Raw genomic sequence first — 23653 nt, 5'->3', positions numbered from 1 at the left:
TCTCGCGGAGCGGACCCGGGAGGGGTCAGGCGGCCTTGGCGAGCTTCTTCGCGGTCTTCTTGTCGACCTTGACCAGCTTGCGCTTCTTCACGGTGTAGCCCGAGGGAAGCGTGCCTTCCTTGAGCATGCGCAGCGGGCAGCGCTTGCAGCGGTCCTTGGACACGCAGCACTTGCTCTTCGGCTTCTTGGACTTGCCCACCCGAGGATCGTACCAAGCGCGCTTAGGCGTGCCTTACCTTCTGTGACGTACGCCGCACGCCCGGCCCGACGACCTACAGCCCGTTGGCCCGCCGGATCACGTCGACGATGCCGCCCATGATCTCGGTGAGCCCGAAGTCCTTGGGGGTGTAGACCGCGGCGACACCGCTGGCCACCAGCGCCTTGCCGTCGGACTCGGGGATGATGCCACCGACGATCACCGGGACGTCGCCCATGCCGGCCTCCTCGAGGCCCTTGAGCACGGCCGGCACCAGCTCCATGTGCGAGCCGGAGAGGATCGAGAGCCCGACGCAGTGCACGTCCTCGGCCACCGCAGCGGCGACGATCTGCTCGGGCGTCAGGCGGATGCCCTGGTAGATGACCTCGAACCCGGCGTCACGGGCGCGGACGGCGACCTGCTCGGCACCGTTGGAGTGACCGTCGAGGCCCGGCTTGCCGACCAGCAGGCGCAGCCGTCCGCCGAGCTCCTCGCCGGTGGCGGTGACCTTCTCGCGCACGGCGGTCAGCTCGGCGCCGGCCTCGGCCACACCGACCGCACCGGAGACACCGGTGGGGGCCCGGAACTCGCCGAAGACCTCGCGCAGGGTGCCGGCCCACTCGCCGGTGGTCGCACCGGCGCGGGCGGCGACCAGGGTCGCCTCCATCAGGTTCCCGGTGCCCTTGGCAGCCTCGGCCAGGTCGGCCAGCGCCTTGGTCACGGCAGCGTCGTCACGCTCGGACTTCCAGGCCTCGACGGAGGCCTTGGCGGCCTCCTCGGCCTTGGGGTCGGCCGTCATGATCGCGTCGTCCAGGTTGGCGGTCAGCGGCGAGGGCTCGGTGGTCTCGAAGCTGTTGACGCCGACGATCTTCTCCTCGCCGGACTCGATGCGGCCACGGCGGGCGGCGTGTGCCGAGACCAGCTCGGACTTCATGTAGCCCGACTCGACCGCGGCGATCGCACCGCCGAGGGCCTGCACGCGGTCCATCTCGGCCTTGGCGCCGGCGACGAGCTCGTCGACCTTCGCCGCGATGACGTGGGACCCGTCGAAGATGTCTTCGTACTCGAGCAGGTCGGACTCGAAGGCCAGCACCTGCTGCAGGCGCAGCGACCACTGCTGGTCCCACGGACGCGGCAGGCCGAGGGCCTCGTTCCAGGCCGGCAGCTGTACGGCGCGGGCACGGGCGTTCTTCGACAGCGTCACGCCGAGCATCTCGAGCACGATGCGCTGGACGTTGTTCTCCGGCTGGGCCTCGGTCAGGCCGAGCGAGTTGACCTGGACGCCGTACCGGAAGCGGCGCATCTTCGGGTCGCTCACCCCATAGCGCTCACGGGTGATCTCGTCCCAGAGCTGCACGAAGGCCCGCATCTTGCAGGTCTCCTCGACGAAGCGGACGCCCGCGTTGACGAAGAACGAGATGCGGCCGACGACCTTCTCGAAGTCCTCCTCGGAGACCTGGCCCGCGGCCTTGACCGCGTCGAGGACCGCGATGGCGGTGCCGAGCGCGTAGGCGAGCTCCTGGGTCGGCGTGGCACCGGCCTCCTGCAGGTGGTAGCTGCAGATGTTGATCGGGTTCCACTTGGGGATGTAGTTGACCGTGTAGGCGATCATGTCGCTGATCAGGCGCAGGGAGTGCTCGGGCGGGAACACGTAGGTCCCGCGGGAGAGGTACTCCTTGATGATGTCGTTCTGCGTGGTGCCGGCGAGCTGCTTGGCGACCTCGGCCGGGTCCAGCGTGGGGTTCTGCTCCTCGGCGGCCACCTGGTACATCGCGAGCAGCCACATGGCCGTCGCGTTGATCGTCATGGAGGTGTTCATCTCCGTGAGCGGGATGTCCTTGAAGAGCTTGCGCATCTCCCCCATGTGCGGGACCGGTACGCCGACCTTGCCGACCTCACCACGCGCCAGGGGCGAGTCGGGGTCGTAGCCGGTCTGCGTGGGCAGGTCGAAGGCCACCGAGAGTCCGGTCTGGCCCTTCGAGAGGTTGTTTCGGTAGAGCGCATTGGACGCCTCGGCCGTGGAGTGGCCGGCGTAGGTGCGCATCACCCAGGGGCGATCCTTGGCCACGGGCTTCTCTGCAGAGCTCATGGGCTGAGCCTAGAGCGTCCGTTAACTTCCGGTAACCGGTCTCACGTGTGGCAATGACTACACCGGGCAGGATGGGCGCATGCCCGAGAACCAGCCTCGTCCGCCGCATCCCGCTCCCCCGCCCTGGCCGGGAAAGCAGTGGCCGGCGCAGCACCAGGCCCCGCCGTGGCCGCCCTACGCACCGCTTCCGCCGAGGCCGGAGAGCACACTGCGCGCGCCACTCGTCTGGACGGCCGTCTTCAGCTCGCTCGGCGTGATCATGGTGGTCGGCACCTTCGCGTTGATCCTGGTGCTGGTGCTCGGGTTCGTCTACGCCCTGATCGTGGCCGCGAGCGGGGACGAAAACTGGAGCCTCGGAGGCTTCCTGGGCGATTTCATCAGCAGCGCGTTCGGCCCGACCCTCGTGCTCGTCCTCATCGCCTCCGTGATCGCGTTCGTCCTGTCTGCCGGCGTCCTGGTGCTGCTGCGCCTGAACACGGCCGTACGCCGGTGGGCGCCGGCACTGCAAGGGCTCTGCTCGGCGGCCGTCGTCTACGGCGCGGCAACGTTGCTGCTTGCGATGCTGTCCCTTGCCGGGCAGCTGCTCAGCTCCTGAGCCACTCGGCCCGCTGGCCACGACGAGGTCAGGCGGAGATCGGCTCGCGTTCGACCTCGACGAGTCGGAAGAGGTGGGACATGTGCAGGAGTCGGCGTACGGAAGGACCACAGCCGCGCAACCGGAGGTGGCGGCCCTGGCGCTCGGCCGTGCGCGTGGCGACGGCAAGCACCTTGAGTGCGGTGAGGTCAACGGTCGACACGTCGGTCAGGTCGACGACGACGTCGTCGAGGCTGGCGCTCATGTGCTCGTAGATGGCGGTGCGCACTTCCATGGTGCTCCGGACGTCGAACGGTCCAGCCAGCACGAGCGTGGATCCGTCTCGCATGATGTCCATCTCGCCTCCCTTCGCGGTGACACCCGATTGCCACCCATCGAACTCTGGTGTTCACAGACTATGACGCGTCACACGCCAAAAGCGTTGCCCCTGCGGCCATTAATTTCCACTGAGTTTCCCGGGTGCACCCTGTGCGAACGCCTTGCGACCGGACCGTCCGCTATGTGGCGGGTGTGACGCATGTGGTTTCGCGGTCAACCTTCTCTGACCGGTCCGCGAGGCCGTCGGTCCGGCGCACTAGGCTCGGGCGCATGGTCAACCTCACCCGCATCTACACGCGCACCGGCGACGCCGGGCAGACCCGTCTCGGTGACATGAGCGTCGCCTCGAAGAACGATCTGCGCCTCGAGGCCTACGCAACCGTCGACGAGGCCAACGCGGTGATCGGGGTGGCGCTCGCCCAGGGCGATCTCGACGCCGACGTCGTCGCCGTCCTGACCACGATCCAGAACGACCTCTTCGACGTCGGTGCCGACTTCTGCACCCCGATCGTGGAGAACCCGGAGTACCCACCACTGCGCATCGAGCAGGACTACATCGATCGCCTCGAGGGTTGGTGCGACCAGTTCAACGAGCCGCTCGAGAAGCTGCGCTCGTTCATCCTCAACGGCGGCACCGTCGGCGCGGCCCACCTGCACGTCGCGCGCACCGTCGTACGCCGGGCCGAGCGGTCGGCCTGGCTGGCCTTCGCCGAGCACGAGGCCACGATGAACGTGCTGGCGATCAAGTACCTCAACCGACTCTCGGACCTGCTGTTCATCCTGGCCCGGCACGCCAACCGTGAGAACGGTGACGTCCTGTGGGTCCCCGGCGGCGAGCGGTCCTGACCAACCGTGGGTTCCTGCGCCTCGAACCGTGGGTTCTTGCGCCTCGAACCGTGGATTCCTGAGGCACCTGCCACTGATCAACCGGGGCGGACCTCACGACGGCCCGACTCACGTGCCGCGGGTACGACGAACGCCGACGGCACGAGGAGTACGACGACCACCAGCAACGCGCGCAACGTGCCGACCTCCTCGGCCAGGAAGCCGAGCAGGGGCGGGCCGGCCAGGAACGCCGTGTAGCCGATCGTCGAGACCACGCTGACCCGTGATGCCGCATGCTCCGGGTCGTCGGCGGCGGCGCTCATGCCGACCGGGAAGCCGAGTGAGGCACCCAGTCCCCACAGCAGGATGCCGGAGACCACCAGGGCGGGGTGTCCGCCGAAGACGATCAGCAGCAGTCCGGCCCCGGCGGCCAGCATCGTCGACCAGAGCACGCCGACCCGGCCGTGCCGGTCGATGAGCCGACTCCCCCAGAAGCGCCCGACGGTCATCGCGGTGACGAACAGGGCGAAACCAGCGACGCCGACCCAGTGCTCGACGTCGTAGCCGTCGACCAGGGCGACCGCCAGCCAGTCGTTCGCGGCGCCCTCGGTGAGGGCCAGCGCCAGGACCATCAGGCCGATCAGCAAGGTTCGTGGCTCGGTCCAGGCGCCGAGAGCAGAACCGCTGCGGTCCGGCAGCTCACCCTCCTCGAGGGCGCGAGGCAGGAAGCGGCGGACCAACGGGCCCACCAGGCAGACCGCGAACAGGGCGACCGCGCCGAGGTGCACGGGCATCGGCAGGTGCAGCCCGGCGGCCAGGGCGCCGAGCAGCGCACCCGCCACCGTGCCGAGACTGAAACCGGCGTGGAAGCGCGGCATGATCGTGCGCGCCAGCTCGTGCTCGACCGCGGCGCCCTCGACGTTCATCGCGACGTCCCAGGTGCCGGTCCCGATGCCGTAGAGCAGCAGTCCCGCGGCGGTCACGGCGGTGTGCTCGAAGACCCCGGCCCCGAGCGCGACCAGCACCAGGCCGACCCCGTCGACGCAGGCACCGATCAGCACGACTCGCGCGGCCCCGACCCGGTTGACCAGGGCGCCGGTCAACGGCAGCGCGAGCAGGGAGCCCACGGACAGGGCCAGGAGCAGCAGCCCGAGCTGACCGTTGGAGAGGTCGAGGCGCTCACGGGCGTCAGGGATGCGGGAGACCCAGGAGGCGAAGCAGAAGCCGTTGAGGGCGAAGACCGCGGCCACCGCGTTGCGGGCGGCCAGGGTGGGCCCGGACGTGCCGGTCACCACGGGCGTCAGAGCCGCGGCCGGCGCTGGTTCCAGTCCGCGCCGGGAGGGGCGGCCTCGAGCCACGACTGGAAGCCCATCAGGGAGCTCGGACTCATCGCGAACTCGATGGGGCCGCCCTCGGACTCGACGACGACGATCACGTGCTCGGCGTACAGGGACATCTGTTCGGTGCCCTCGGCGTCGCGGCGACCGGCGTAGACCAGGTCGGTGCGCAGCCAGCTGCTGCGCGGCCGGGGCGAGAGCGAGAAGATGCGGAACCACTCGAGCCGCTCGCCGGAGTAGCGACCGAGTCCGAGAACCCAACCGCGCCCGGTCTGTTCAGACCGGGCGCGGTGGCTCAATTCAAATGTGCCGCCGTTGCGGGAGAGCGCGCGGCGACGAACGACGAGCGCAACTCCGTAGACGACAACGAGGACGAGGATGATGCCGACAGAGTCGACCAACCACTGCCAGAGCGGCATCCATCCCTCCCTACCAAAGCGACGCGTGGCGTCACTCTAGCGGGCGATGCTGCCCTCGTCTCAGGAGGCCCTCTCCGCTGCCCTGATGCGGGCCTCGGCACTGCGGACGGCCTCTTGTGCGGCGTCGTCGTTCTCCCCGGCGGCCTGGGCGCGCTCGAGGTCGTGACGGGCCTTCTCGAGGTCGATGTCGTGCGACATCTCGGCGTACTCGGAGAGGATCGAGACACGGTTGTTGGCGACCGAGAGGAACCCGGTCTCCACGGCCGCGACCCAGGTCTCACCCTCGAGCGTGCGGATGTCGACGACGCCCTCGATCAGCAGCGAGAGCATCGGCGCGTGACCGGGCAGGACACCGACGTCGCCCTCGGTGGTGCGGGCGATGACCATCGAGGCCTCGCCCGACCACACCAGGCGATCGGCGGCGACCAGCTCGACCTGCAGCGGGTCGGAGGTTGACTCAGCCATCAGAGCGACTTCTGGATCTCGGCCCACTTGGCTTCGACGTCCTCGAGCCCACCGCACATGAAGAAGGCCTGCTCGGCGACGTGGTCGTACTCGCCGTCCGCAATCTTCGTGAACGCCTCGACGGTGTCGCCGATGGAGACCGTGGAACCCTCGATGCCGGTGAACTGCTTGGCGACGTACGTGTTCTGCGAGAGGAACCGCTGGATGCGGCGGGCCCGCGACACGATGATCTTGTCCTCTTCGCCGAGCTCGTCGACACCGAGGATGGCGATGATGTCCTGGAGCTCCTTGTTGCGCTGCAGGATCGACTTGATGCGGACCGCGGTGTTGTAGTGGTCGTTGCCGATGTATTGCGGGTCGAGGATCCGCGAGGTCGACGTCAACGGGTCCACGGCCGGGTAGATGCCGAGCGAGGCGATCTCTCGCGAGAGCTCGGTGGTCGCGTCCAGGTGGGCGAAGGTGGTCGCCGGGGCCGGGTCGGTGTAGTCGTCGGCGGGAACGTAGATCGCCTGCATCGAGGTGATCGAGTGACCGCGCGTCGAGGTGATCCGCTCCTGGAGCTGACCCATCTCGTCGGCGAGGTTCGGCTGGTAACCCACGGCGGACGGCATGCGGCCGAGCAGCGTGGAGACCTCGGAACCGGCCTGCGTGAACCGGAAGATGTTGTCGATGAAGAGCAGCACGTCCTGGTTCTTCACGTCGCGGAAGTACTCCGCCATCGTGAGCGCCGACAGGGCGACCCGCAGACGCGTGCCCGGCGGCTCGTCCATCTGGCCGAAGACGAGGGCGGTCTGGCCGATGACGCCGGCCTCTTCCATCTCGACGATGAGGTCGTTGCCCTCACGGGTGCGCTCGCCGACACCGGCGAACACCGACACACCACCGTGGTTCTTGGCCACACGGGCGATCATTTCCTGGATCAGCACGGTCTTGCCGACACCGGCACCACCGAACAGGCCGATCTTTCCACCGGTCACGTAGGGCGTGAGCAGGTCGATGACCTTGATGCCGGTCTCGAACATCTGGGTCTTGGACTCGAGCTGGTCGAAGGCCGGAGCCTTGCGGTGGATGCCCCAGCGCTCGCTGACCTCGAGGGTCTCGCCCTCTTCGAGGTTCAGGCAGTCACCGGTGGTGTTGAAGACCTTGCCGAGCGTGGCGTCGCCCACCGGCACGGTGATCGACTCACCGGTGTCGATGATCTGTCCGCCACGGACCAGGCCGTCGGTGGGCTTCATCGAGATGGCGCGCACCATGCCGTCACCGATGTGCTGGGCGACCTCGAGGATGATCGTCTTGGTCTCGCCGTTCAGCTCGAACTCGCACGTGAGTGCGTTGTAGATGCCGGGCATCGAGTCGGTCGGGAACTCGATGTCCACGACCGGGCCGATGACGCGGGCAATGCGGCCGACACCACCCGCGGTGGTCTCGTTGCCCTCAGTAACAGTGGCAGTCATTTATCTCACTTCTCCGCTTCAGTCTTGGCCGGCGTTGGCGTCGGCAAGGGCGTTGACGCCACCGACAATCTCGCTGATTTCCTGGGTAATGCCGGCCTGGCGGGCCTGGTTGGCAATACGCGTGTACTTCTTGATGAGCTCGTCCGCGTTGTCCGTCGCAGCCTTCATCGCCTTCTGACGGGCAGCCAGCTCGGAAGCGGCGGCCTGCAGGTGGGCGAAGAAGATGCGGCTCTGGACGTAACGCGGCAGCAGGGAGTCGAGGACGTCGGCAGGCGACGGCTCGAACTCGTAGAGCGGCAGCAGCTCCGACTCCTCCGGGGCTTCCTCACCTTCGACGACCTCCAGGGGAAGCAGACGAACGGCGGTCGGCTCCTGGACCAGCATCGAGCGGAACCGCGTGTAGACCACGTGCACCTCGTCGACTCCGGGAGCAATCCCCTCGTCGGCCGCGGTGTCGTCGTCATTGAGGAACGCCTGGATCAGCGTCTCGCCGATGTCGTGCGCCACGTCGTACGTCGGCTGGTCGGAGAAGCCCGTCCAGCTCTGCACGATCGGGCGCCCGCGGAACCGGAAGTAGGCCTCGCCCTTGCGTCCGGAGACGTAGAGGTCTGCCTTCTTGCCCTCACCGCGCAGCTTCTCGAGGAGGCGCTCGGCCTCCTTGAGCACGCTCGAGGAGTAGGCGCCGGCCAGACCGCGGTCGCTGGTCACGATCAGCACCGCGGCCTTGGTCGGGTTCTCCGGCTCCGTGGTCAGGGCGTGGTCGACATTGGAGTACGTCGCCACGGCCGAGACCGCACGGGTCAGCTCACGGGCGTACGGCGCTGCCGCCTGCGCCCGCTGCTGTGCCTTGATGATGCGGGACGCGGCGATCAGCTCCATGGCGCGCGTGATCTTCTTCATCGACTCCGTCGACTTGATCCGCGCACGGTACTCGCGCACCGAGAGGGCCATCAGAGATCACCCCCGCCGTGGACGCCGTGGTAGCCAATGAACACGTCAGCCCCGCTTCTGCTTGACGATCTGCTCCTGCTCGACGTCCTCGTCCTCGAGAGCGACGTGCTCTTCCTTGCCGGCCTTGATGGACTGGCCGTCGGAGGTCTCGAACTGGTCGAGGAAGGAGTCGTACGCAGCAGTCAGCTGGTCCTCGGTGGAGTCCTCGAACTTCTGCGTCTCGCGGATGCCGGCGAGGATGCCCTCGTGCGAACGGCGCAGGTAGTCGAGGAACTCGTTCTCGAACCGGAGGACGTCCTCGGTCGGGACCTTGTCGAGGCGGCCGGAGGTTCCGGTCCACAGCGACACGGTCATCTCCTCGACCGGGTACGGGGAGTACTGCGGCTGCTTGAGCAGGGCCATCAGGCGCTGGCCGCGGTCGAGCTGCTGGCGCGAGGCCGCGTCGAGGTCGGAGGCGAACATGGCGAACGCCTCCATGGCACGGAACTGCGCCAGGTCGACCTTGAGCGAACCGGTGACCGCCTTCATCGCCTTCGTCATGGCCGAGCCACCCACGCGGGAGACCGACACACCGACGTCGATGGCCGGACGCTGGTTGGCCGCGAACAGGTCGGACTGCAGGAAGATCTGGCCGTCGGTGATCGAGATGACGTTGGTCGGGATGAACGCCGAGACGTCGTTGGCCTTGGTCTCGATGATCGGGAGGCCCGTCATCGAGCCCTTGCCCATCTCGTCGGAGAGCTTGGCGCAACGCTCGAGCAGGCGGCTGTGCAGGTAGAACACGTCACCCGGGTAGGCCTCACGGCCCGGCGGACGACGCAGCAGCAGCGACACGGCGCGGTAGGCCTCGGCCTGCTTGGTCAGGTCGTCGAACACGATCAGGACGTGCTTGCCGTCGTACATCCACTGCTGGCCGATGGCCGAGCCGGTGTAGGGGGCGAGGTACTTGAAGCCGGCGGAGTCGGAGGCCGGGGACGCCACGATGGTGGTGTACTCCAGCGCGCCGGCCTCTTCCAGGGCGCCACGCACGGAGGCGATGGTCGAACCCTTCTGGCCGATGGCGACGTAGATGCAGCGCACCTGCTTGTCCGGGTCACCGGACTCCCAGTTGGCCTTCTGGTTGATGATCGTGTCGATGGCGATCGTGGTCTTGCCGGTCGCGCGGTCACCGATGATCAGCTGGCGCTGGCCGCGGCCGACCGGGGTCAGGGCGTCGATCGCCTTGATGCCGGTGGCGAGCGGCTCGTGCACCGACTTGCGCTCCATGACGCCGGGCGCCTGGAGCTCGAGGGCACGACGGCCGGTGGTCTCGATCTCGCCGAGACCGTCGATGGCGGTGCCGAGCGGGTCGACGACCCGGCCCAGGTAACCGTCGCCGACGGGGACCGAGAGGACCTCACCGGTACGGCGTACCGGCTGACCCTCCTCGATGCCGTCGAAGTCACCCAGGATGACGACACCGATCTCGCGGGTGTCGAGGTTCAGGGCCAGGCCACGGGTGCCGTCCTCGAACTCGAGCAGCTCGTTCGCCATCACCGATGGCAGGCCCTGGACACGGGCGATGCCGTCGCCGGCCTCGGCCACGATGCCGACCTCTTCACGGCTCGCGGTGTCGGGCTTGTAGTCCGACACGAAGCGCTGCAGCGCGTCCCGGATCTCGTCCGGACGGATCGAAAGCTCCGTCATCACACTTCCTTATCTTGAGTCTGCTCGGTTCAGTTCAGGTACTGATGGTTGGTCAGCCGGAAAAATCAGCCGGCCAACTTGCGGCCGGCGTCACTGAGCCGGCTGGCAACGGTGCCATCGATGACGTCGTCGCCGATCTCCACACGGAGACCTCCGATGACGTCGGGGTCGATGACCTCGTTGAGGTGCACTGCACGGCCGTACTGCCGGGCAAGTGCGTCGGTGAGGCGCTGGCGGTCCGCGTCGGTGAGCGGGCGGGCCACTCGGACCTCCGCCACGCTCTCGCTGTGGACGGCTGCGGCGACCTGCTGGTACTCAGCGAGGGCCGCGGAGACCGTCCGGTAGGTGCCGGCCAGTGCCTGCTTGGTCAGCGTCACCGTGGCCGGCAGCGCCTTGCCGTCGAGCAGGTCACCCACGAGGGCGACCTTGTCGTCGGAGGTGCGCGCCGGGTCGGACAACGCGTCACGGAGCTGGGGGTTCGCCTTGACCAGCTGGCCGACCACGAAAAGCTCGTCCGCGAGGCGGCCGGCCTGGTCGCCGGACGACTTCACGGTCGCGATCTCGCTGAGTCGCTCCAGGGCGTCGGCGAGGTTCCGGCCGACCGTCCAACGGCGACCCACTGCACTCTTGACGAGCTGCAACGTGCCGCCGTCCGCCTTGCCACCGAACAGGTCCTCGACCAGGCCGGCCTTGGCCTCGGGCGGGACCGTCGTGTCGGTGAACACGCGACGGAGGGAACCGTCGGACCGCACCACGAGCGCCACCGCGAACAGGTCGTCACCGACCCGCTCGGCGTCGGCGCCACCGGAGAGCGTGCTCTCCAGCTCACCCGACAGTGCGGCCAGTGCGTCGGCCGAGGCTCCCCGAAGCAACATCAGTTGGCTCCCTCGAGCTCGGCGAGGAAGCGGTCGACGACGCGGCTCTGGCGAGCTTCGTCATCGAGGCTCTCCCCGACGATGCGACCGGCCAGGCCGGTCGCCAGGGAGCCGACCTCGGCGCGGAGCGAGGTGACCGCCTGCTGGCGCTCGGCCTCGATCTGGGCCTTGCCGTGCTCGACGATGCGGGTGGACTCGGCCTGGGCCTGCTCCCGCATCTCCGCCACGATCGTGGCGCCCTGCTCACGGGCCTCCTCACGGATGCGCGCCGCTTCGTGGCGTGCCTCCGAGAGCTGGCGGTCGAGCTCGGCGAGCTTGGCGTCCGCCTCGGCCTGCTTGGTCTCGGCGGCCGCGAGGCCACCTTCGATCGCCGAGGTGCGCTCGGAGAACGTCGCCTCGAAGTTCGGCACGACCCACTTCTTCACGGCGAAGAAGAGGAGGCCGAAGACGACGAGCGAGAGCACCATCTCGATCGGGTGGGGCACGAGCGGGTTGAGCTCGTGTCCTTCCTCTGCTGCGAGGATGGTCAGAGTCTGCATGAGCAGGTCCTTCTTCCGGGTCCTAGATCAGGCGTGATGGCCGACGCGTCGACTAAAGGACGAACGCGAGGGCGATACCGATGATCGCGAGCGCTTCGGCGAGCGCGAAGCCCAGGATGGCGATGGTCTGCAGGCGGCTCTGGGCCTCCGGCTGACGGGCGACACCGTTGATGTAAGCGGCGAAGATCAGACCGATACCGATACCGGGGCCGATAGCGGCGAGGCCGTAGCCGATCATGTTGGCGGAGCCTTCGATAGCCATTGCAAGCACGGCTTGTTCCTTTCGGTTATTTCCTGGTTGGAAACTTTGGGGGGCGGGGCAGGAGCTGGGGTGGTGCGGGAGCGTGGTGGTCAGTGCTCGTCTGCGAGTGAGCCCTGGATGTACATGGCGTTCAGCAGGACGAACACGTAGGCCTGCAGGAACTGGATCAGGAGCTCGAGGAACGAGATCACGATGAAGAGCAGCCAGGCCAGGATCCCCACCGGGGCGTACTGGATGGACATCTCGGTGATGAGGTACTGGCCACCGAGGGCGAACAGGATGAGCAGCATGTGGCCGGCGAACATGTTGCAGAACAGACGCAGGGCCAGCGTGACCGGCCGCACGAGGATGTTCGACATGAACTCGAGCGGGACGAGCAACGGGTACATCGCCGGGCTCACGCCGGACGGGACACAGGTCAGCTTCAGCCAACCGACGAAGCCGTGCTTCTTCACCCCGGCGCCGATGTAGACGAACCAGCTCATCAGGGCGAGCGTGTAGACCAGTCCCGCACGCGAGAAGGTCGGGAACTGGAAGAACGGGACGCTCGCGAGGAGGTTGTTGATCAGCAGGAAGAAGAACAGCGCGAAGAGGTACGGGACGTACGGCAGGAAGTCCTTGGACCCGATGATGTCGCGGCCCATCGAGTTGCGGACGAAGCCGTACCCCTGCTCGCCGACGTACTGCAGCTTGCCGGGAACCATGGCCCGCTTGCGCGAAGCGGCCCAGAAGAAGACGAACACCAGGCCGGCCACGAGGACCAGCTGAATCATCGGCTTGGTCACGCCGAGGTACATGTGCTCGCCGAGGAACTCGAAGGTCTTGTCCGGACCGATGGGTGGGAGGTTGAAGTCCCCCGGGCCGGGCGGCGTGAAGCCGTCGGCGCGTGTCACGGACGTCGCGATTGAACTCACGGTGTCTCCTGTGTCGGCAGCTGCGCTACTTGTGGTCTGTGAATGGTTGTCTGAATCTGGCCCAGGTCATGTAGATCCCGAAGCCTGCACCGAGCAGGATCCCGATCGCCACGATGTAGGTGGTGCCCAGCCAGCGATCCAGTCCCCAGCCGAGCGCTCCATACAGGAACACGCCGGCAACGATGTATCCGAACGCATGCCACGGGTCGCCCTGTGGTTCGTTGGAGGAACGCTTGTCGGAGTGCGCGGTCGGAGGTTTCTGCTGAGCCATCGCGAACCGGACAATAGCAGTCGCGGCGACTCATCGCGCACCCGCGTCCGTCAGGTCGTACGCCGGCAGGCGCAGACGCGTGGTGAGAACGATCTGGGACACCATCCAGCCCACCGTGCCGACGATGACGGCACCGGCGAGCCAGCGGCCGTCGAGCACGTCGTCGACGAGCCCGGAGTCGGCAAGTGCGTAGAAGATGACCCCGATCAGGACCACCTGGAGGGTGTAGGTCAGCAGCGCGATCAGCAGGGACGCCGCAGGGCTGATGCCGGCCACGAGGTTGACCAGGAACGATCCCCCGGCGAACACGAGCACCACGATCAACGTGCCGGCCAGTGCGCCGTACGCCGCCGCGGAGTCGGCGACCAACGCACCGGTCACACTGGCGAGGGCGCCGAGGAGGAGCGCTCCGACGGCCGCACCGAGGAGCACTGACTCACCGCTGCGGGTGAGGTTGCGCTTCGACTCGGTCGTCATGATGGCGGCCGTTTCTCTTCGGGGATTCGGGCGGTCTTTCGAACGCTTGTGAAAAGTAGCACAAAGTCCGTGCGGGGTGCCAATCGGGTCTCGATAGGCTCGCTACTCGACCACCGAGAAGCGCGTCAGGCGTCGACCGGATCCAGTCTGTTGACCCGCGGCAGGACGAACGTCAGCGCCACCGTGGCCACGAACCAGAGGAGCAGCGCGACCCACGTCAGCGGGCTCGCGTAGAGGCTTGCCAGCACCGTGCCGAAGCCGATCAGCCCCGCCCACAGCCAGATGATCAGCACGGCGCGGCGGTGGGAGTGCCCGATCTCGAGCATCCGGTGGTGCAGGTGCTGCTTGTCGGGGTGGTAGAACATCTGGCCCCGACGGGTACGGCGGATGACGGCCAGCAGGAGGTCGACGAACGGCACGATCAGGATCGACAGGGGCACGATGATCGGCAGGAAGGTCGGCAGCAGGCTGGCCTGCGATCCCCCACCGCCCCGGGTGACGTCGGTGGCCGAGAACTGGCCCGAGAGCGTCAGCGCCGAGGCCGAGAGGAACAGCCCGAGCAGCATCGAGCCGCTGTCGCCCATGAACAGACGGGCCGGGTAGAAGTTGTGCGGCAGGAAGCCGGCGCAGGCGCCGCCCAGTGAGGCACTCAGCAGGGCTCCGGTCACGGCCAGCGACTGGTCGTTGAGGTTGGCGATCTGGTAGCAGAAGACGAACAGCGCGCAGGCGCCCAGGCCGACCACGCCGGAGGCCAGTCCGTCGAGGCCGTCGATGAAGTTCACCGCGTTCACCGTCGCCACCACCGTGAGCACGGTCAGGAGCGCGCTCTGGGACTGGTCGATGGAGAACTGTCCCCCACCGGGCGCCGGGAAGAAGAGGTACTGCACGCCGAACGCGATCAGGAAGCCCGCGGCGAGCACCTGGCCGCCGAGCTTGGTCAGCGCGTCGAGCTCGATCAGGTCGTCGAGGACGCCGACCATGCAGATCAACGCCCCGGCGATCAGCACGACGCCGGCGTCGCGGAACACGTTGGGGGCGCTGAGCGAGAGGAAGGGCAGCTGGCGGGCCACGAAGTAGGCCGCGGTCAGGCCGCCGAGGAGGGCCAGGCCGCCGAAGTAGGGAATCGGCACGGCGTGCATGTCGCGGTCGCGGACCTTTGCGACCGCGCCGGTGCGCAGCGCGATCTCGCGGGCGATGACGGTGAGCAGGTAGGTCACCGATGCGGCGACCAGGAAGACGAGGAGGTACTCGCGCATCAGTCGGTTTCCGTGAGGGCCACGTCGAGCGGCTCCAGCACCTCGTTGATCGCATCGACCCCGATGCCCCCGGCACGCAGCAGCCGCGGCTGCTCCCCGGTGACGTCGACGATCGTCGAGGGGACGCCTCCCCGGGAGGGTCCGCCGTCGACGATGACGTCCACCGACTCACCGAGCATCTCCTCGGCCTGGTCGGCGTCGAGGGCCGCCGGTCGGCCGGTCAGGTTCGCCGAGCTGACGGCGAGCGGGCCGGTGCGTTCGAGGATGGCCAGGGCGATCGGCTCGTCGGGCATCCGCACCGCGACCGTGCCGCGGGTGTCACCGAGGTCCCACTTGAGCGAGCCCTGCTCCGTGCAGACCAGGGTCAGCGGTCCGGGCCAGAAGGCGTCGACCAGCGCCCGCGCCCAGGGGGCCACGCCGGTGGTCAGTGCGTCGAGGGTGGTCGCGGCGCTGACCAGGACCGGTGGAGGCATCTCGCGTCCGCGTCCCTTGGCCGCCAGCAGGGCCGTCACGGAGTCCGCGTCGAATGCGTCGGCAGCCAGTCCGTAGACGGTGTCGGTGGGAAACACGACCAGCTCGCCTCGTCGTACGGCCAGGGTGGCTGCGGTGACCGCGGCCTCGAGCTCCGCGTCGTCGGTGGTCGGGTACTTCACGGGGCTATCGTGCCAGCCGGGCCGTCACGTAGCGCGCGCGACCTGCCAGATCGAGGTGATCGCGTACCTCGGCCCAGCGACCGGTGGCGGCGAAGACCGCCGGCGCGGAATCGGCCTGCACGTCCGCGTGCTCCGCACCCACGACTCCCCCGTCGCACAGCAGCAGGCCGGCCCGTTCCTCGAGCACCCGCATGGCGACCAGTCCGTCGTCGCCGGAGAAGAGGGCCAGGTGCGGATCGTGGTCGCGCGCCTCCGGGGCCACGGACTCCCACGCCTCGAGGGGAATGTAGGGCGGGTTGCAGACCACGACGTCGACCGTGCCGGCGAGGTCGTCGTACGCCGTGGCCATGTCGCCTTGGCGCAGCTCGACGCCGGTGCCGGCGAGGTTGCGTTCGGCCCAGCGGTGCGCGGACTCGTCGAGCTCGACGGCATGCACCCGGGCCTCCGGGACCTCGTCGGCCACGGCGCGGGCGATCGCACCGGAGCCGGTGCACAGGTCGACCACGACCGCTGGGCGGCCGGTGACCCGCTGTGCCTGCTCGATCGCCCAGCCCGCCAGCAGCTCGGTCTCCGGCCGCGGCACGAAGACCCCCGGGCCGACGGCGAGCTCGACGTGACGGAACGCGGCCACGCCGGTCAGGTGCTGCAGCGGCTCGCGGTCGGCACGACGCCGGACCAGGAGGTCGTACGCCGCACGGCGTTCGTCGTCCAGCTCCGGCGGGTCGACCACCAGCATCGTCCGCGTGGTGCCGAGCACGAAGGCCAACAGCTCGGCGGCGTCGAAGTCGGGACTGGCCACTCCGGCTGCCGTCAGAGTGGCGGTGGCTCCGCGGAGCACGTCACGCACGGCGCTCACGACTCGAGTGCATCCAGCCGGGTGGCCAGGTCGGCCTGGACACAGCTGTCGATCACCGGCCCGAGATCGCCGTCCAGCACGCTGTCGAGGTTGTAGGCCTTGTAGCCGGTGCGGTGGTCGGAGAGGCGGTTCTCCGGGAAGTTGTAGGTGCGAATCCGCTCGGAGCGGTCGACCGTGCGGATCTGGCTCTTGCGCGCGGCGCTCGCCTCGGCGTTGGCCTCATCCTCGGCGGCGGCAAGCAGTCGCGCGCGGAGGATGCGCATCGCGGACTCCTTGTTCTGCAACTGCGACTTCTCGTTCTGGCAGCTGACCACGATGCCGGTCGGCAGGTGCGTGATGCGCACGGCGGAGTCGGTGGTGTTGACGCTCTGGCCACCCGGACCACTGGAGCGGAAGACGTCGATGCGCAGGTCGTTGTCGTCGACCGTGACGTCGACCTGCTCGGCCTCGGGCATCACCAGGACGCCTGCGGCGGAGGTGTGCACGCGGCCCTGGGACTCGGTGACCGGCACCCGCTGGACGCGGTGGACTCCGCCCTCGAACTTGAGCAGGGCGAACGGTGCCTCACCGGGCTCGGGAATTCCCTTGGCCTTCACGGCAACGGTGACGCTCTTGTAGCCGCCGAGGTCGGACGGCGTCGCGTCGAGCACCTCGGTCTTCCAGCCACGCTGCTCGGCATAGCGGGTGTACATGCGCAGCAGGTCTGCGGCGAAGAGGGCCGACTCCTCGCCGCCCTCCCCCGACTTCACCTCGAGCAGCGCGTCCTTGGCGTCGCTCGGGTCACGGGGCACCAGCAGGTGCCGCAGGTGCTCCTCGGCGCGGGTACGACGCTCGGCGAGCTCGACCGCCTCGTCGGCGAACGCCGGGTCCTCCCCCGCCAGCTCACGGGCCGCCTCGATGTCGTCTCCGAGCCCGAGCCATTCGTCGTAGGTGCGGGCGATCGCGGACAGCTCGGCGTAGCGCTGGTTGAGGGTCTTGGCCAGCCGCTGGTCGGCGTGGGTCCCGGGCTCGGCGAGCCTGGCCTCGATCTCGCGGTGCTCGGCGAGCAATCCCTCGACGGCCTCGAACACGGCGTACTCCTCAACGGCAACAGGCGTGTGACACGAACACGGACAAATGCAAGACGCCGGCCACCCGCACACGTGCGGGGACCGGCGACTCGGAGAAGCTAGTTGGCTTCGGTCTTCTCGGCAGGCTTCGCGGCCTTCTTGGCGTAGCGGGCCTCGAAGCGGGCGACGCGGCCGCCGGTGTCAAGGATCTTCTGCTTGCCGGTGTAGAACGGGTGGCACGCCGAGCACACGTCGGAGTGGATGGAGCCGCTCGTGACGGTGCTGCGAGTCGTGAACGAGTTGCCACAGGTGCAGGTCACCTGGGTGTCGACGTACTCGGGGTGGATTTCCTTCTGCATGGTGTCCTCGCTAACAGGGTCGCCGGGTCGCCACCACCGGATGTGGGAGCGTGAACCGGAACCAGCGCACAATTGTGCCACCGTCTGCAACCATCGCACCAATCGGGCTATTCCCGCGTCCGGCAGACGCTCAGGCGAACGCGCGCACCTGCGGATCACGGCGTACGACGACCACGAGCAAGATGAGCGCGAGGACCACGGCGCAGACCATCACGGCCCCCATCGGCACGGTGGTCGTGCTGTCGAACAGCCCGACCACGGGTGCCACGACTCCCCCGACACCGAACTGCAGGAAGCCGAGCACGGCCGCAGCCGAACCCGCTGCTTCACCGTGGCGACTCAGGGCCAACGCCGGGACGTTCGGCATGATCAGCCCGGCGCAACCCAGCAGCACCGCCAAGGGAAGCAGGGCGCCGACGAGGCCGCCGATCCCGGTCAGGCCGGTCAGCACCAGGGCGATGGCGGCCACCAACGCGACGACGATCGAGGTCGTCATCACGTCGAGGATCCGGAACCGGCGCAACAGCGCCGGGTTCACCTGGGACATCACGATCAAGGCCAGGGCGTTCGCACCGAAGACCACGGAGAACTCTGCTGCACTCAGATCGAAGCCCTCCTGGAGAACGAACGAGGCCCCCGAGATGTAGCTGAACATCGCGGCCATCATCAGTCCACCGATCAAGGCAAGCGCGAGGAACGCCCGGTCGGCCAACAGGGAGCGATAGGTCCCCAGGCTCGAACGGATCCGCGCCGGGCGTCGCCGCTCGGGCGGCAGCGTCTCGCGAAGCGCCACCGTGGCGAGGACGACCATCAGCGCGGCCGCCACCGCGAGCACGACGAAGATGCCACGCCAGGACGTCCAGCCGAGCACCACGCTGCCCAACGTGGGGGCCAGCATGGGTGCGGCCCCCATCACCAGCATGAGCCGGGACATGATCCGCGCCACCGCGATGCCCTCGAACTGGTCACGGACGACGGCCATCGCAGTCACGGAGACCGCGGCACCGGCGAAGCCCTGCACGAGGCGGGCACCCGCGAGCATCTCGACCGAGGGCGCCAACGCGCACAGGACGGACGCCGCGGCATGGACCGCAAGGCCAGTGACCAATGGCCGCTTGCGCCCGAGGGCGTCGGACAGGGGCCCGATGACGAGCTGCCCGAAGGCAAGTCCGAGCAGCATCCCGGTCAGCGTCAGCTGGGCCTGCGACTCCCCGGCCGACAGGTCGTCTCTCAGTCCCGGGAGCGCCGGGAGGTACATGTCGATGCTCAGCGGTCCGAGGGCGATCAACGCACCGAGCACCAGCACCACCTGCGCGTGGCTGCCGGTCGGTTCCGACGAGGTCCTGGGCGCGGTCGTCGGAATCGTTGAGGTCACGACAGGGATCAACCCTGGACGGCGTCGTTTTCTTCCCGGTTGGCTCCCCTACCGTGGCTGCGCACCGGCAGGTGGATGGTGACGAGGGTGAACTCGTTCTCCACGGATTCGAACGACACCCGTCCGCCGTGCCTGGCCAGGATCACCTGCACCATGCGGACTCCGAGCCCAGTGCCGCCGATCTGGCGGCTCACGGCATTCGACCCACGGAAGAAGCGGGAGCCCAGGCGGTCGAGGTCCTGGGACGGGATGCCGATGCCGTCATCGCGCACGGTCAGGGTCGCCTCCTCGCCGTCCGTGCGCAGTCGCACCTCGACGTTGCCGTCGTCCAGGGAGAACTTCACCGCGTTCGAGACCACGTTGAGGATGGCCCGCGACAGCTGGGTCTTGTCCGCCAGGACGCGGATCAGGACGTCGGGCACGTCGACGACGAACCGGATCCCCCGGTTGGTGGCCGCGATGCGCAGGTCCATCACCACGTCCTCGACGACCGCGGCAAGGTCGACCTCGGTGAGAGTGGTGTGCCGGGCCTCGGCGTTCGACAGGCTCAGCAGATCTTCCACGAGCACACTGAGACGACCGACGTTGCGCTCCACGACGTCCCACATCTGGACGGTCCCCGGGTCCGGATCGTCCATCTCGTCACGCAACAGCTCGAGGTAGCCGCGGATGCTGGTCAGTGGTGTGCGCAGCTCATGGGAGACGTTGGAGACGAAGTCGGTCTTGGCCTGGTCGAGGTCGAGGAGCCGGGACCTGGTCTGGGCCTCGACCTGTTGGCCGCGCTCACTCTCCGCTGCCAGGACGTTGAACGCCCTGGCCACCGCCGTGATCTCGCGCGGGCCGCTGACCGGCGCCCGTGCCGAGGTGTCTCCCGCCGCGAGGGCGCTGACCGTGCGTTCGAGCTCCGACAGGGGGTCCCCCACCCGACGACGCAACCGACGGCCCAGGAACCAGCCCAGCAGCGCGGCCAGGAGAGTCAGGGTGACCATCGCGATGATCGCGCGGCGATACGCCAGCCGGGCCCGGTGTCGGGCCTCGTCGCCCTCGGCCTCGAGGGAGTCATCGATCTGCACGTTCACTGCCCGCAGGTCGTCGAAGACGGCCTTCCCCTCGGCGAACCGGCCCGGGTCGTAGCCGGTCGCTCCCGGGGCGTCGGCCAGCCGAGGCCGCGCGTAGACGACCTGCCACTGCTCCACCAGCTCCTCCTGACGCGCGACCAGCCCCTTCAAGTCGGGGCGGATGTGGTCGTGCTTCCGCAGCTCCGCGGCGGTGTCGGGGAGCGCTCGGAGGGCCGCACGGTAGGGCGCCAGCGCCGACTCCTGCCCGTCGATCACCCAGCCACGGACGCCGGTCTCGGCATCGGTCATCAGCTGCATGAAGTCGCGGTTGGCCTTCTCACCGGGGGCGACCTCGTCGGCCACCCGGTTCACCGACAGGTTGGTCCGGTAGACACCGATCACTCCGAGGATGCCCAGCACCATCATCAACAGGAGGATCGGGGTGACCAACCGCGCGATCAGGCGCCCCACGGTGTCGCGCTCGATCATGCGTCACCCCCGAAACCGCGGCGCTTCATCTCGCCCCACACGGGGGTGGACTTCCGCATCGCCTCCACGGCACCTCCGGCTCTCCACAACGCGGTGAGCTGGCGATAGCCGAAGTTCTCCTCCACCGCACCCCGGACCGCACGCATCAGGTCGCCGGCTCCGCGATACCGGCGGTAGGACATCTCCTCGGCCAGGAGCGCGGTCAGCGTCAACAGGAAGGCGTAGAGGATCGACGCGGCGAGCAAGAGCACCACCAACCACAGGTCGACCAGGTCGTGCCCACCCAGCCAGCCGGCGTGCTCGAGGCCGAGAAGTGCCATCACCACCATGAAGTAGGCCACCCCGAAGAGCTCGAGGAACGGGGCGAGCAGCTCGAAGAGCACGAACCAGGGCATGGTGACCATCCCGATCACGCCGTACTTCGGGCGCAGCAGCATGCCCCGGTGCCGGCCCAGGATCTCGGCGAGGCCGCGGTGCCAGCGACGCCTCTGCCTGGCCAGCACCGCACGCTCCTCCGGCGCCTCGGTCCACGCGACCGGTTCGGAGACGAAGACCACCTTGCCGTCGATGCCCTCGTCGCCCATCCAGCGGTAGATCCGGACCACGAGCTCGGCGTCCTCGCCGATGCAGTCGACGGCGAGCCCGCCGACCGCCTGCAGCACGTCCCTGCGGAAGATGCCGAACGCACCCGAGATGATCAGCAGGCCTCCGGTGGCCGACCAACCGGCACGGCCGATCATGAACGCGCGGAGGTACTCGACCACCTGCACGCGCGACAACCACGTGCGCGGCATGCGGACGTCGGTGACCCGTCCCTTGCTGACCGTCGAGCCGTTGGCGATGCGGATCACTCCCCCGGCGGCCACGACCTGCTCGGGATTGTCGGCGAACGGGCGCGAGACGTGGAGCAGGGAGTCGGGGTCGAGCAAGGAGTCCGCGTCAACCATGCAGACCAGTTCCTTGCGGGCCATGTTGATGCCCACGTTGAGCGCGTCGGCCTTGCCCCCGTTGGTCTTCGTGACGAGGACCAGGTTGTTGCTGCCCTGCCTGGAGAGATAGGTGCCCAGCACCTCGCTCCCACTCGCCACCACGTCGCCGACGACCAGGGGCATCTCGATGAGGTCGAAGGCCTCGACGAGGCGTGCCACCGTGTCGTCCTTCGAACCGTCGTCGACGACGACGATCTCGAAGTCCGGGTAGCGCATCGCCTGCATGGCGCGCACCGACTCGACGATCGTGGCCTCCTCGTTGTACGCCGGCATCAGCACGGACACGCCACGCGCCAACGGCTCGCCGAACGTCTCGTCGTACGCCGCGAACTCGATGCGTCGCCGATAACCGACGAAGTCGGTCACCGCGAGGAAGGTGAGCACCAGGAAGCTGGTGTTGATCAGGAGCGAGTAGGCGATGAAGAACCAGCCCACGGCCTCGATGATCGTGGTGAAGCCGTCGACCCAGGTCATCGGGCGGCCTTCCGCAGTGCGTCGACCGCGAGGGCCTCGCGGGCGTACGGCGACGCGTGCTCCTGCAGCACCCGGCGGCCGGCCTCGCCCAGTCGCAGCAGGGCGCCGGCCAATGCTCGCGCGGTCAGCCGGGGCGACGAGGAGAGCGCGGAGCCGAGTCCGTCGGCGGCCTTGGGATCACCGATCTCACCGAGCGCACGGGCAGCCGCCCTGCGCACCCGGTCGCTGTCGGTGTCGAGCCGCGCGATCAGTGAGCTGATCGCCCGGGGCGCACCGATCAGCCCGAGCGCGATGGCGGCCTCGGCCTGCACGCCCTCGTCCACGCAGTCGAGTGCCCGGGTGAGGACGGGAACGGCGGCAGCATCACCGATCAGCCCGAGCGCGATGACCGCGAGCTCGGTTGCCCGGCCGGGTGCACTGCGCAGGCCCTCCTCGACGCAGCCGCGCAGGTCGGGTGCGGCGTCGATGCCGATGCGTTGGAGTGCGGAGACGACGTCGCGGGTCAGTGCGGGATCGTCGGAGGTCGCGAGGATGGCGGGTACGGCGGCGGGGTCGCCGATGCTGCCCAGTGCCCGCAGTGCCACCCGGCGGACCAGGAAGTGACGGTCGTGCAGGCAACCGGTGAGGGCGGCTACGTCGACCGGGTCGCGCAGGGCACCGAGACGGTGGGCCCCGCGGCAGCGCGCCACGGAGGACCTCCGCCGCAGGAGGCGACGGGCCCTGTCCGCGGCATTCCTCTGGCGGACCAGCTCGACGAGTCGCTCCCGCGTGTCGCCGGAGACCTTGGGCAGCAGGCTGAACACCTGGTGCTCGGCACGGTCCCACTCGCCTCCTTGGAGGGCGGCGAGCTCACGCCGAGCCCGGGCTGAGTCCTCCGGGTCACCGAGCACCAGCTCGAACACCAGCCCACGCGTGGCCTCGTGCTCCCGGGTGTGCCGGACCGTGCGCAGCCCCGAGGTCACGCGGAGCGCGAGAAGCAGGACGACCAGCAGGACTGCGGCGACGAGGAGCGCGACCACCAGGCCGATGAGGAGGGTCACGCACCGCTCCGGGCCAGGACTGCGGCGACCCGTGAGGCGAGCTCCCGCGGTGAGAACGGCTTCGTGATGTAGTCGTCGACCCCGACCGCGAAGCCCTGTTCGATGTCGGACTCCTGGGCCCGCGCAGTCAGGAGGATGATCGGCAGCCTGGCCGTGGCGGGCTCCGCGCGCAGTGCCCGAGCGGCGTCCAGACCGCTCATCCCCGGCATCATGATGTCGAGCAGGGCCAGGGCAGGCTTGTCGGCGCGGCACGCCTCCACGGCGGCCGCACCGTCACTGACGGCGGACACCTCGTGCCCCGCTTGCCGGAGCTTGAAGACGACGAGTTCACGAATGTCCTCGTCGTCATCTGCCACAACGATCCTCGCCATGTGGCAACCCT

27 protein-coding genes are annotated in these 23653 nt (G+C 68.6%); 2 read left to right on the top strand and 25 right to left on the bottom strand.

Annotated features, from left to right (window positions below; all coding sequences use genetic code 11):
• Positions 1–25: 25 nt before the first annotated feature.
• On the bottom strand, positions 26–199 hold the full coding sequence (locus ASD30_RS27285; protein WP_200951203.1) for a hypothetical protein: 174 nt from the start codon (positions 197–199) through the stop codon (positions 26–28).
• Positions 200–272: 73 nt separating this feature from the next.
• On the bottom strand, positions 273–2285 hold the full coding sequence (locus ASD30_RS20730) for a protein meaA (protein WP_056686467.1): 2013 nt from the start codon (positions 2283–2285) through the stop codon (positions 273–275).
• 79 nt (positions 2286–2364) lie between these two features.
• Here ASD30_RS20730 and ASD30_RS20725 point away from each other — a divergent pair, with 79 nt between their 5' ends.
• Positions 2365–2880 (top strand): hypothetical protein, encoded by a 516-nt coding sequence (locus ASD30_RS20725; RefSeq protein ID WP_056686464.1) that lies wholly within the window; start codon positions 2365–2367, stop codon positions 2878–2880.
• 28 nt (positions 2881–2908) lie between these two features.
• Here ASD30_RS20725 and ASD30_RS20720 read toward each other — a convergent pair whose 3' ends face one another.
• Positions 2909–3217, bottom strand: coding sequence for an STAS domain-containing protein (locus tag ASD30_RS20720; protein ID WP_056686460.1), 309 nt, complete (start codon positions 3215–3217; stop codon positions 2909–2911).
• Positions 3218–3468: 251 nt separating this feature from the next.
• Between ASD30_RS20720 and ASD30_RS20715 the strand changes: the two genes are divergently transcribed.
• A complete protein-coding gene (locus ASD30_RS20715; RefSeq protein WP_056686458.1) occupies positions 3469–4044 on the top strand; it encodes a cob(I)yrinic acid a,c-diamide adenosyltransferase in 576 nt (191 codons plus the stop codon).
• Positions 4045–4121: 77 nt separating this feature from the next.
• Here the strand turns inward: ASD30_RS20715 and ASD30_RS20710 are convergent, their stop codons facing one another.
• The 22 genes from ASD30_RS20710 to ASD30_RS20605 all read right to left on the bottom strand — a co-directional run bounded on the left by ASD30_RS20710 (position 4122) and on the right by ASD30_RS20605 (position 23642).
• Positions 4122–5315: an MFS transporter gene (locus ASD30_RS20710; RefSeq protein WP_235532645.1), complete on the bottom strand. Its 1194-nt coding sequence runs from the start codon at positions 5313–5315 to the stop codon at positions 4122–4124.
• 8 nt (positions 5316–5323) lie between these two features.
• Entirely contained in the window at positions 5324–5779 is a 456-nt protein-coding gene (locus ASD30_RS20705; protein WP_056686452.1) for a DUF2550 domain-containing protein, read from the bottom strand.
• Between the two features lie 60 nt (positions 5780–5839).
• Complete coding sequence (locus ASD30_RS20700) at positions 5840–6244, bottom strand: F0F1 ATP synthase subunit epsilon (protein WP_056686450.1); 405 nt, start codon at positions 6242–6244, stop codon at positions 5840–5842.
• A complete protein-coding gene (gene atpD, locus ASD30_RS20695; protein ID WP_056686447.1) occupies positions 6244–7698 on the bottom strand; it encodes a F0F1 ATP synthase subunit beta in 1455 nt (484 codons plus the stop codon). Before atpD ends, ASD30_RS20700 begins: the two co-directional genes overlap by 1 nt.
• An 18-nt stretch (positions 7699–7716) precedes the next feature.
• The gene (locus tag ASD30_RS20690; RefSeq protein WP_056686446.1) at positions 7717–8649 is read right to left on the bottom strand and encodes a F0F1 ATP synthase subunit gamma; all 933 of its coding nucleotides are present in this window, start codon (positions 8647–8649) and stop codon (positions 7717–7719) included.
• 45 nt (positions 8650–8694) lie between these two features.
• Positions 8695–10335 (bottom strand): F0F1 ATP synthase subunit alpha, encoded by a 1641-nt coding sequence (atpA, locus tag ASD30_RS20685; RefSeq protein ID WP_056686441.1) that lies wholly within the window; start codon positions 10333–10335, stop codon positions 8695–8697.
• Between the two features lie 65 nt (positions 10336–10400).
• Positions 10401–11210 carry a F0F1 ATP synthase subunit delta gene (locus tag ASD30_RS20680; RefSeq protein ID WP_056686439.1) on the bottom strand — a complete coding sequence of 270 codons (810 nt, stop codon included), beginning with the start codon at positions 11208–11210 and terminating at the stop codon, positions 10401–10403.
• Positions 11210–11749: a F0F1 ATP synthase subunit B gene (locus ASD30_RS20675; RefSeq protein WP_056686436.1), complete on the bottom strand. Its 540-nt coding sequence runs from the start codon at positions 11747–11749 to the stop codon at positions 11210–11212. The genes ASD30_RS20680 and ASD30_RS20675 overlap by 1 nt, the downstream gene beginning before the upstream one ends.
• Before the next feature lie 52 nt (positions 11750–11801).
• Entirely contained in the window at positions 11802–12011 is a 210-nt protein-coding gene (gene atpE, locus ASD30_RS20670) for an ATP synthase F0 subunit C (RefSeq protein WP_056686433.1), read from the bottom strand.
• An 89-nt stretch (positions 12012–12100) separates the two neighbouring features.
• Positions 12101–12925: a F0F1 ATP synthase subunit A gene (gene atpB, locus ASD30_RS20665; RefSeq protein WP_235530236.1), complete on the bottom strand. Its 825-nt coding sequence runs from the start codon at positions 12923–12925 to the stop codon at positions 12101–12103.
• Positions 12926–12950: 25 nt separating this feature from the next.
• Positions 12951–13196: an AtpZ/AtpI family protein gene (locus ASD30_RS27665; protein ID WP_056686425.1), complete on the bottom strand. Its 246-nt coding sequence runs from the start codon at positions 13194–13196 to the stop codon at positions 12951–12953.
• 30 nt (positions 13197–13226) lie between these two features.
• Positions 13227–13673 carry a hypothetical protein gene (locus ASD30_RS20655; RefSeq protein WP_056686423.1) on the bottom strand — a complete coding sequence of 149 codons (447 nt, stop codon included), beginning with the start codon at positions 13671–13673 and terminating at the stop codon, positions 13227–13229.
• Between the two features lie 125 nt (positions 13674–13798).
• The gene (locus ASD30_RS20650) at positions 13799–14929 is read right to left on the bottom strand and encodes a glycosyltransferase family 4 protein (protein WP_056686420.1); all 1131 of its coding nucleotides are present in this window, start codon (positions 14927–14929) and stop codon (positions 13799–13801) included.
• Complete coding sequence (locus ASD30_RS20645; protein ID WP_056686417.1) at positions 14929–15582, bottom strand: L-threonylcarbamoyladenylate synthase; 654 nt, start codon at positions 15580–15582, stop codon at positions 14929–14931. The genes ASD30_RS20650 and ASD30_RS20645 overlap by 1 nt, the downstream gene beginning before the upstream one ends.
• Positions 15583–15586: 4 nt before the next feature.
• Positions 15587–16438, bottom strand: coding sequence for a peptide chain release factor N(5)-glutamine methyltransferase (gene prmC, locus ASD30_RS20640; RefSeq protein WP_056686414.1), 852 nt, complete (start codon positions 16436–16438; stop codon positions 15587–15589).
• Entirely contained in the window at positions 16435–17508 is a 1074-nt protein-coding gene (gene prfA / locus ASD30_RS20635; RefSeq protein WP_056686412.1) for a peptide chain release factor 1, read from the bottom strand. The genes prmC and prfA overlap by 4 nt, the downstream gene beginning before the upstream one ends.
• 98 nt (positions 17509–17606) lie before the next feature.
• Positions 17607–17846: a 50S ribosomal protein L31 gene (gene rpmE, locus ASD30_RS20630; RefSeq protein WP_056686409.1), complete on the bottom strand. Its 240-nt coding sequence runs from the start codon at positions 17844–17846 to the stop codon at positions 17607–17609.
• Between the two features lie 130 nt (positions 17847–17976).
• Positions 17977–19221, bottom strand: a complete 1245-nt coding sequence (locus tag ASD30_RS20625) for a multidrug effflux MFS transporter (RefSeq protein WP_082564044.1) — start codon at positions 19219–19221, stop codon at positions 17977–17979.
• 8 nt (positions 19222–19229) lie between these two features.
• Complete coding sequence (locus ASD30_RS20620; protein WP_056686406.1) at positions 19230–20768, bottom strand: ATP-binding protein; 1539 nt, start codon at positions 20766–20768, stop codon at positions 19230–19232.
• Positions 20765–22231, bottom strand: coding sequence for a glycosyltransferase family 2 protein (locus tag ASD30_RS20615; RefSeq protein ID WP_056686403.1), 1467 nt, complete (start codon positions 22229–22231; stop codon positions 20765–20767). Before ASD30_RS20615 ends, ASD30_RS20620 begins: the two co-directional genes overlap by 4 nt.
• Complete coding sequence (locus tag ASD30_RS20610; RefSeq protein WP_056686400.1) at positions 22228–23271, bottom strand: HEAT repeat domain-containing protein; 1044 nt, start codon at positions 23269–23271, stop codon at positions 22228–22230. Before ASD30_RS20610 ends, ASD30_RS20615 begins: the two co-directional genes overlap by 4 nt.
• Positions 23268–23642 carry a response regulator transcription factor gene (locus tag ASD30_RS20605; RefSeq protein ID WP_056686397.1) on the bottom strand — a complete coding sequence of 125 codons (375 nt, stop codon included), beginning with the start codon at positions 23640–23642 and terminating at the stop codon, positions 23268–23270. The genes ASD30_RS20610 and ASD30_RS20605 overlap by 4 nt, the downstream gene beginning before the upstream one ends.
• Between the last annotated feature and the right edge of the window lie 11 nt (positions 23643–23653).

The sequence above is a fragment of the Nocardioides sp. Root140 genome, assembly GCF_001426745.1.
Classification (GTDB): Bacteria; Actinomycetota; Actinomycetes; order Propionibacteriales; family Nocardioidaceae; genus Nocardioides.
This window is presented reverse-complemented; position numbering and strand designations above follow the sequence as displayed.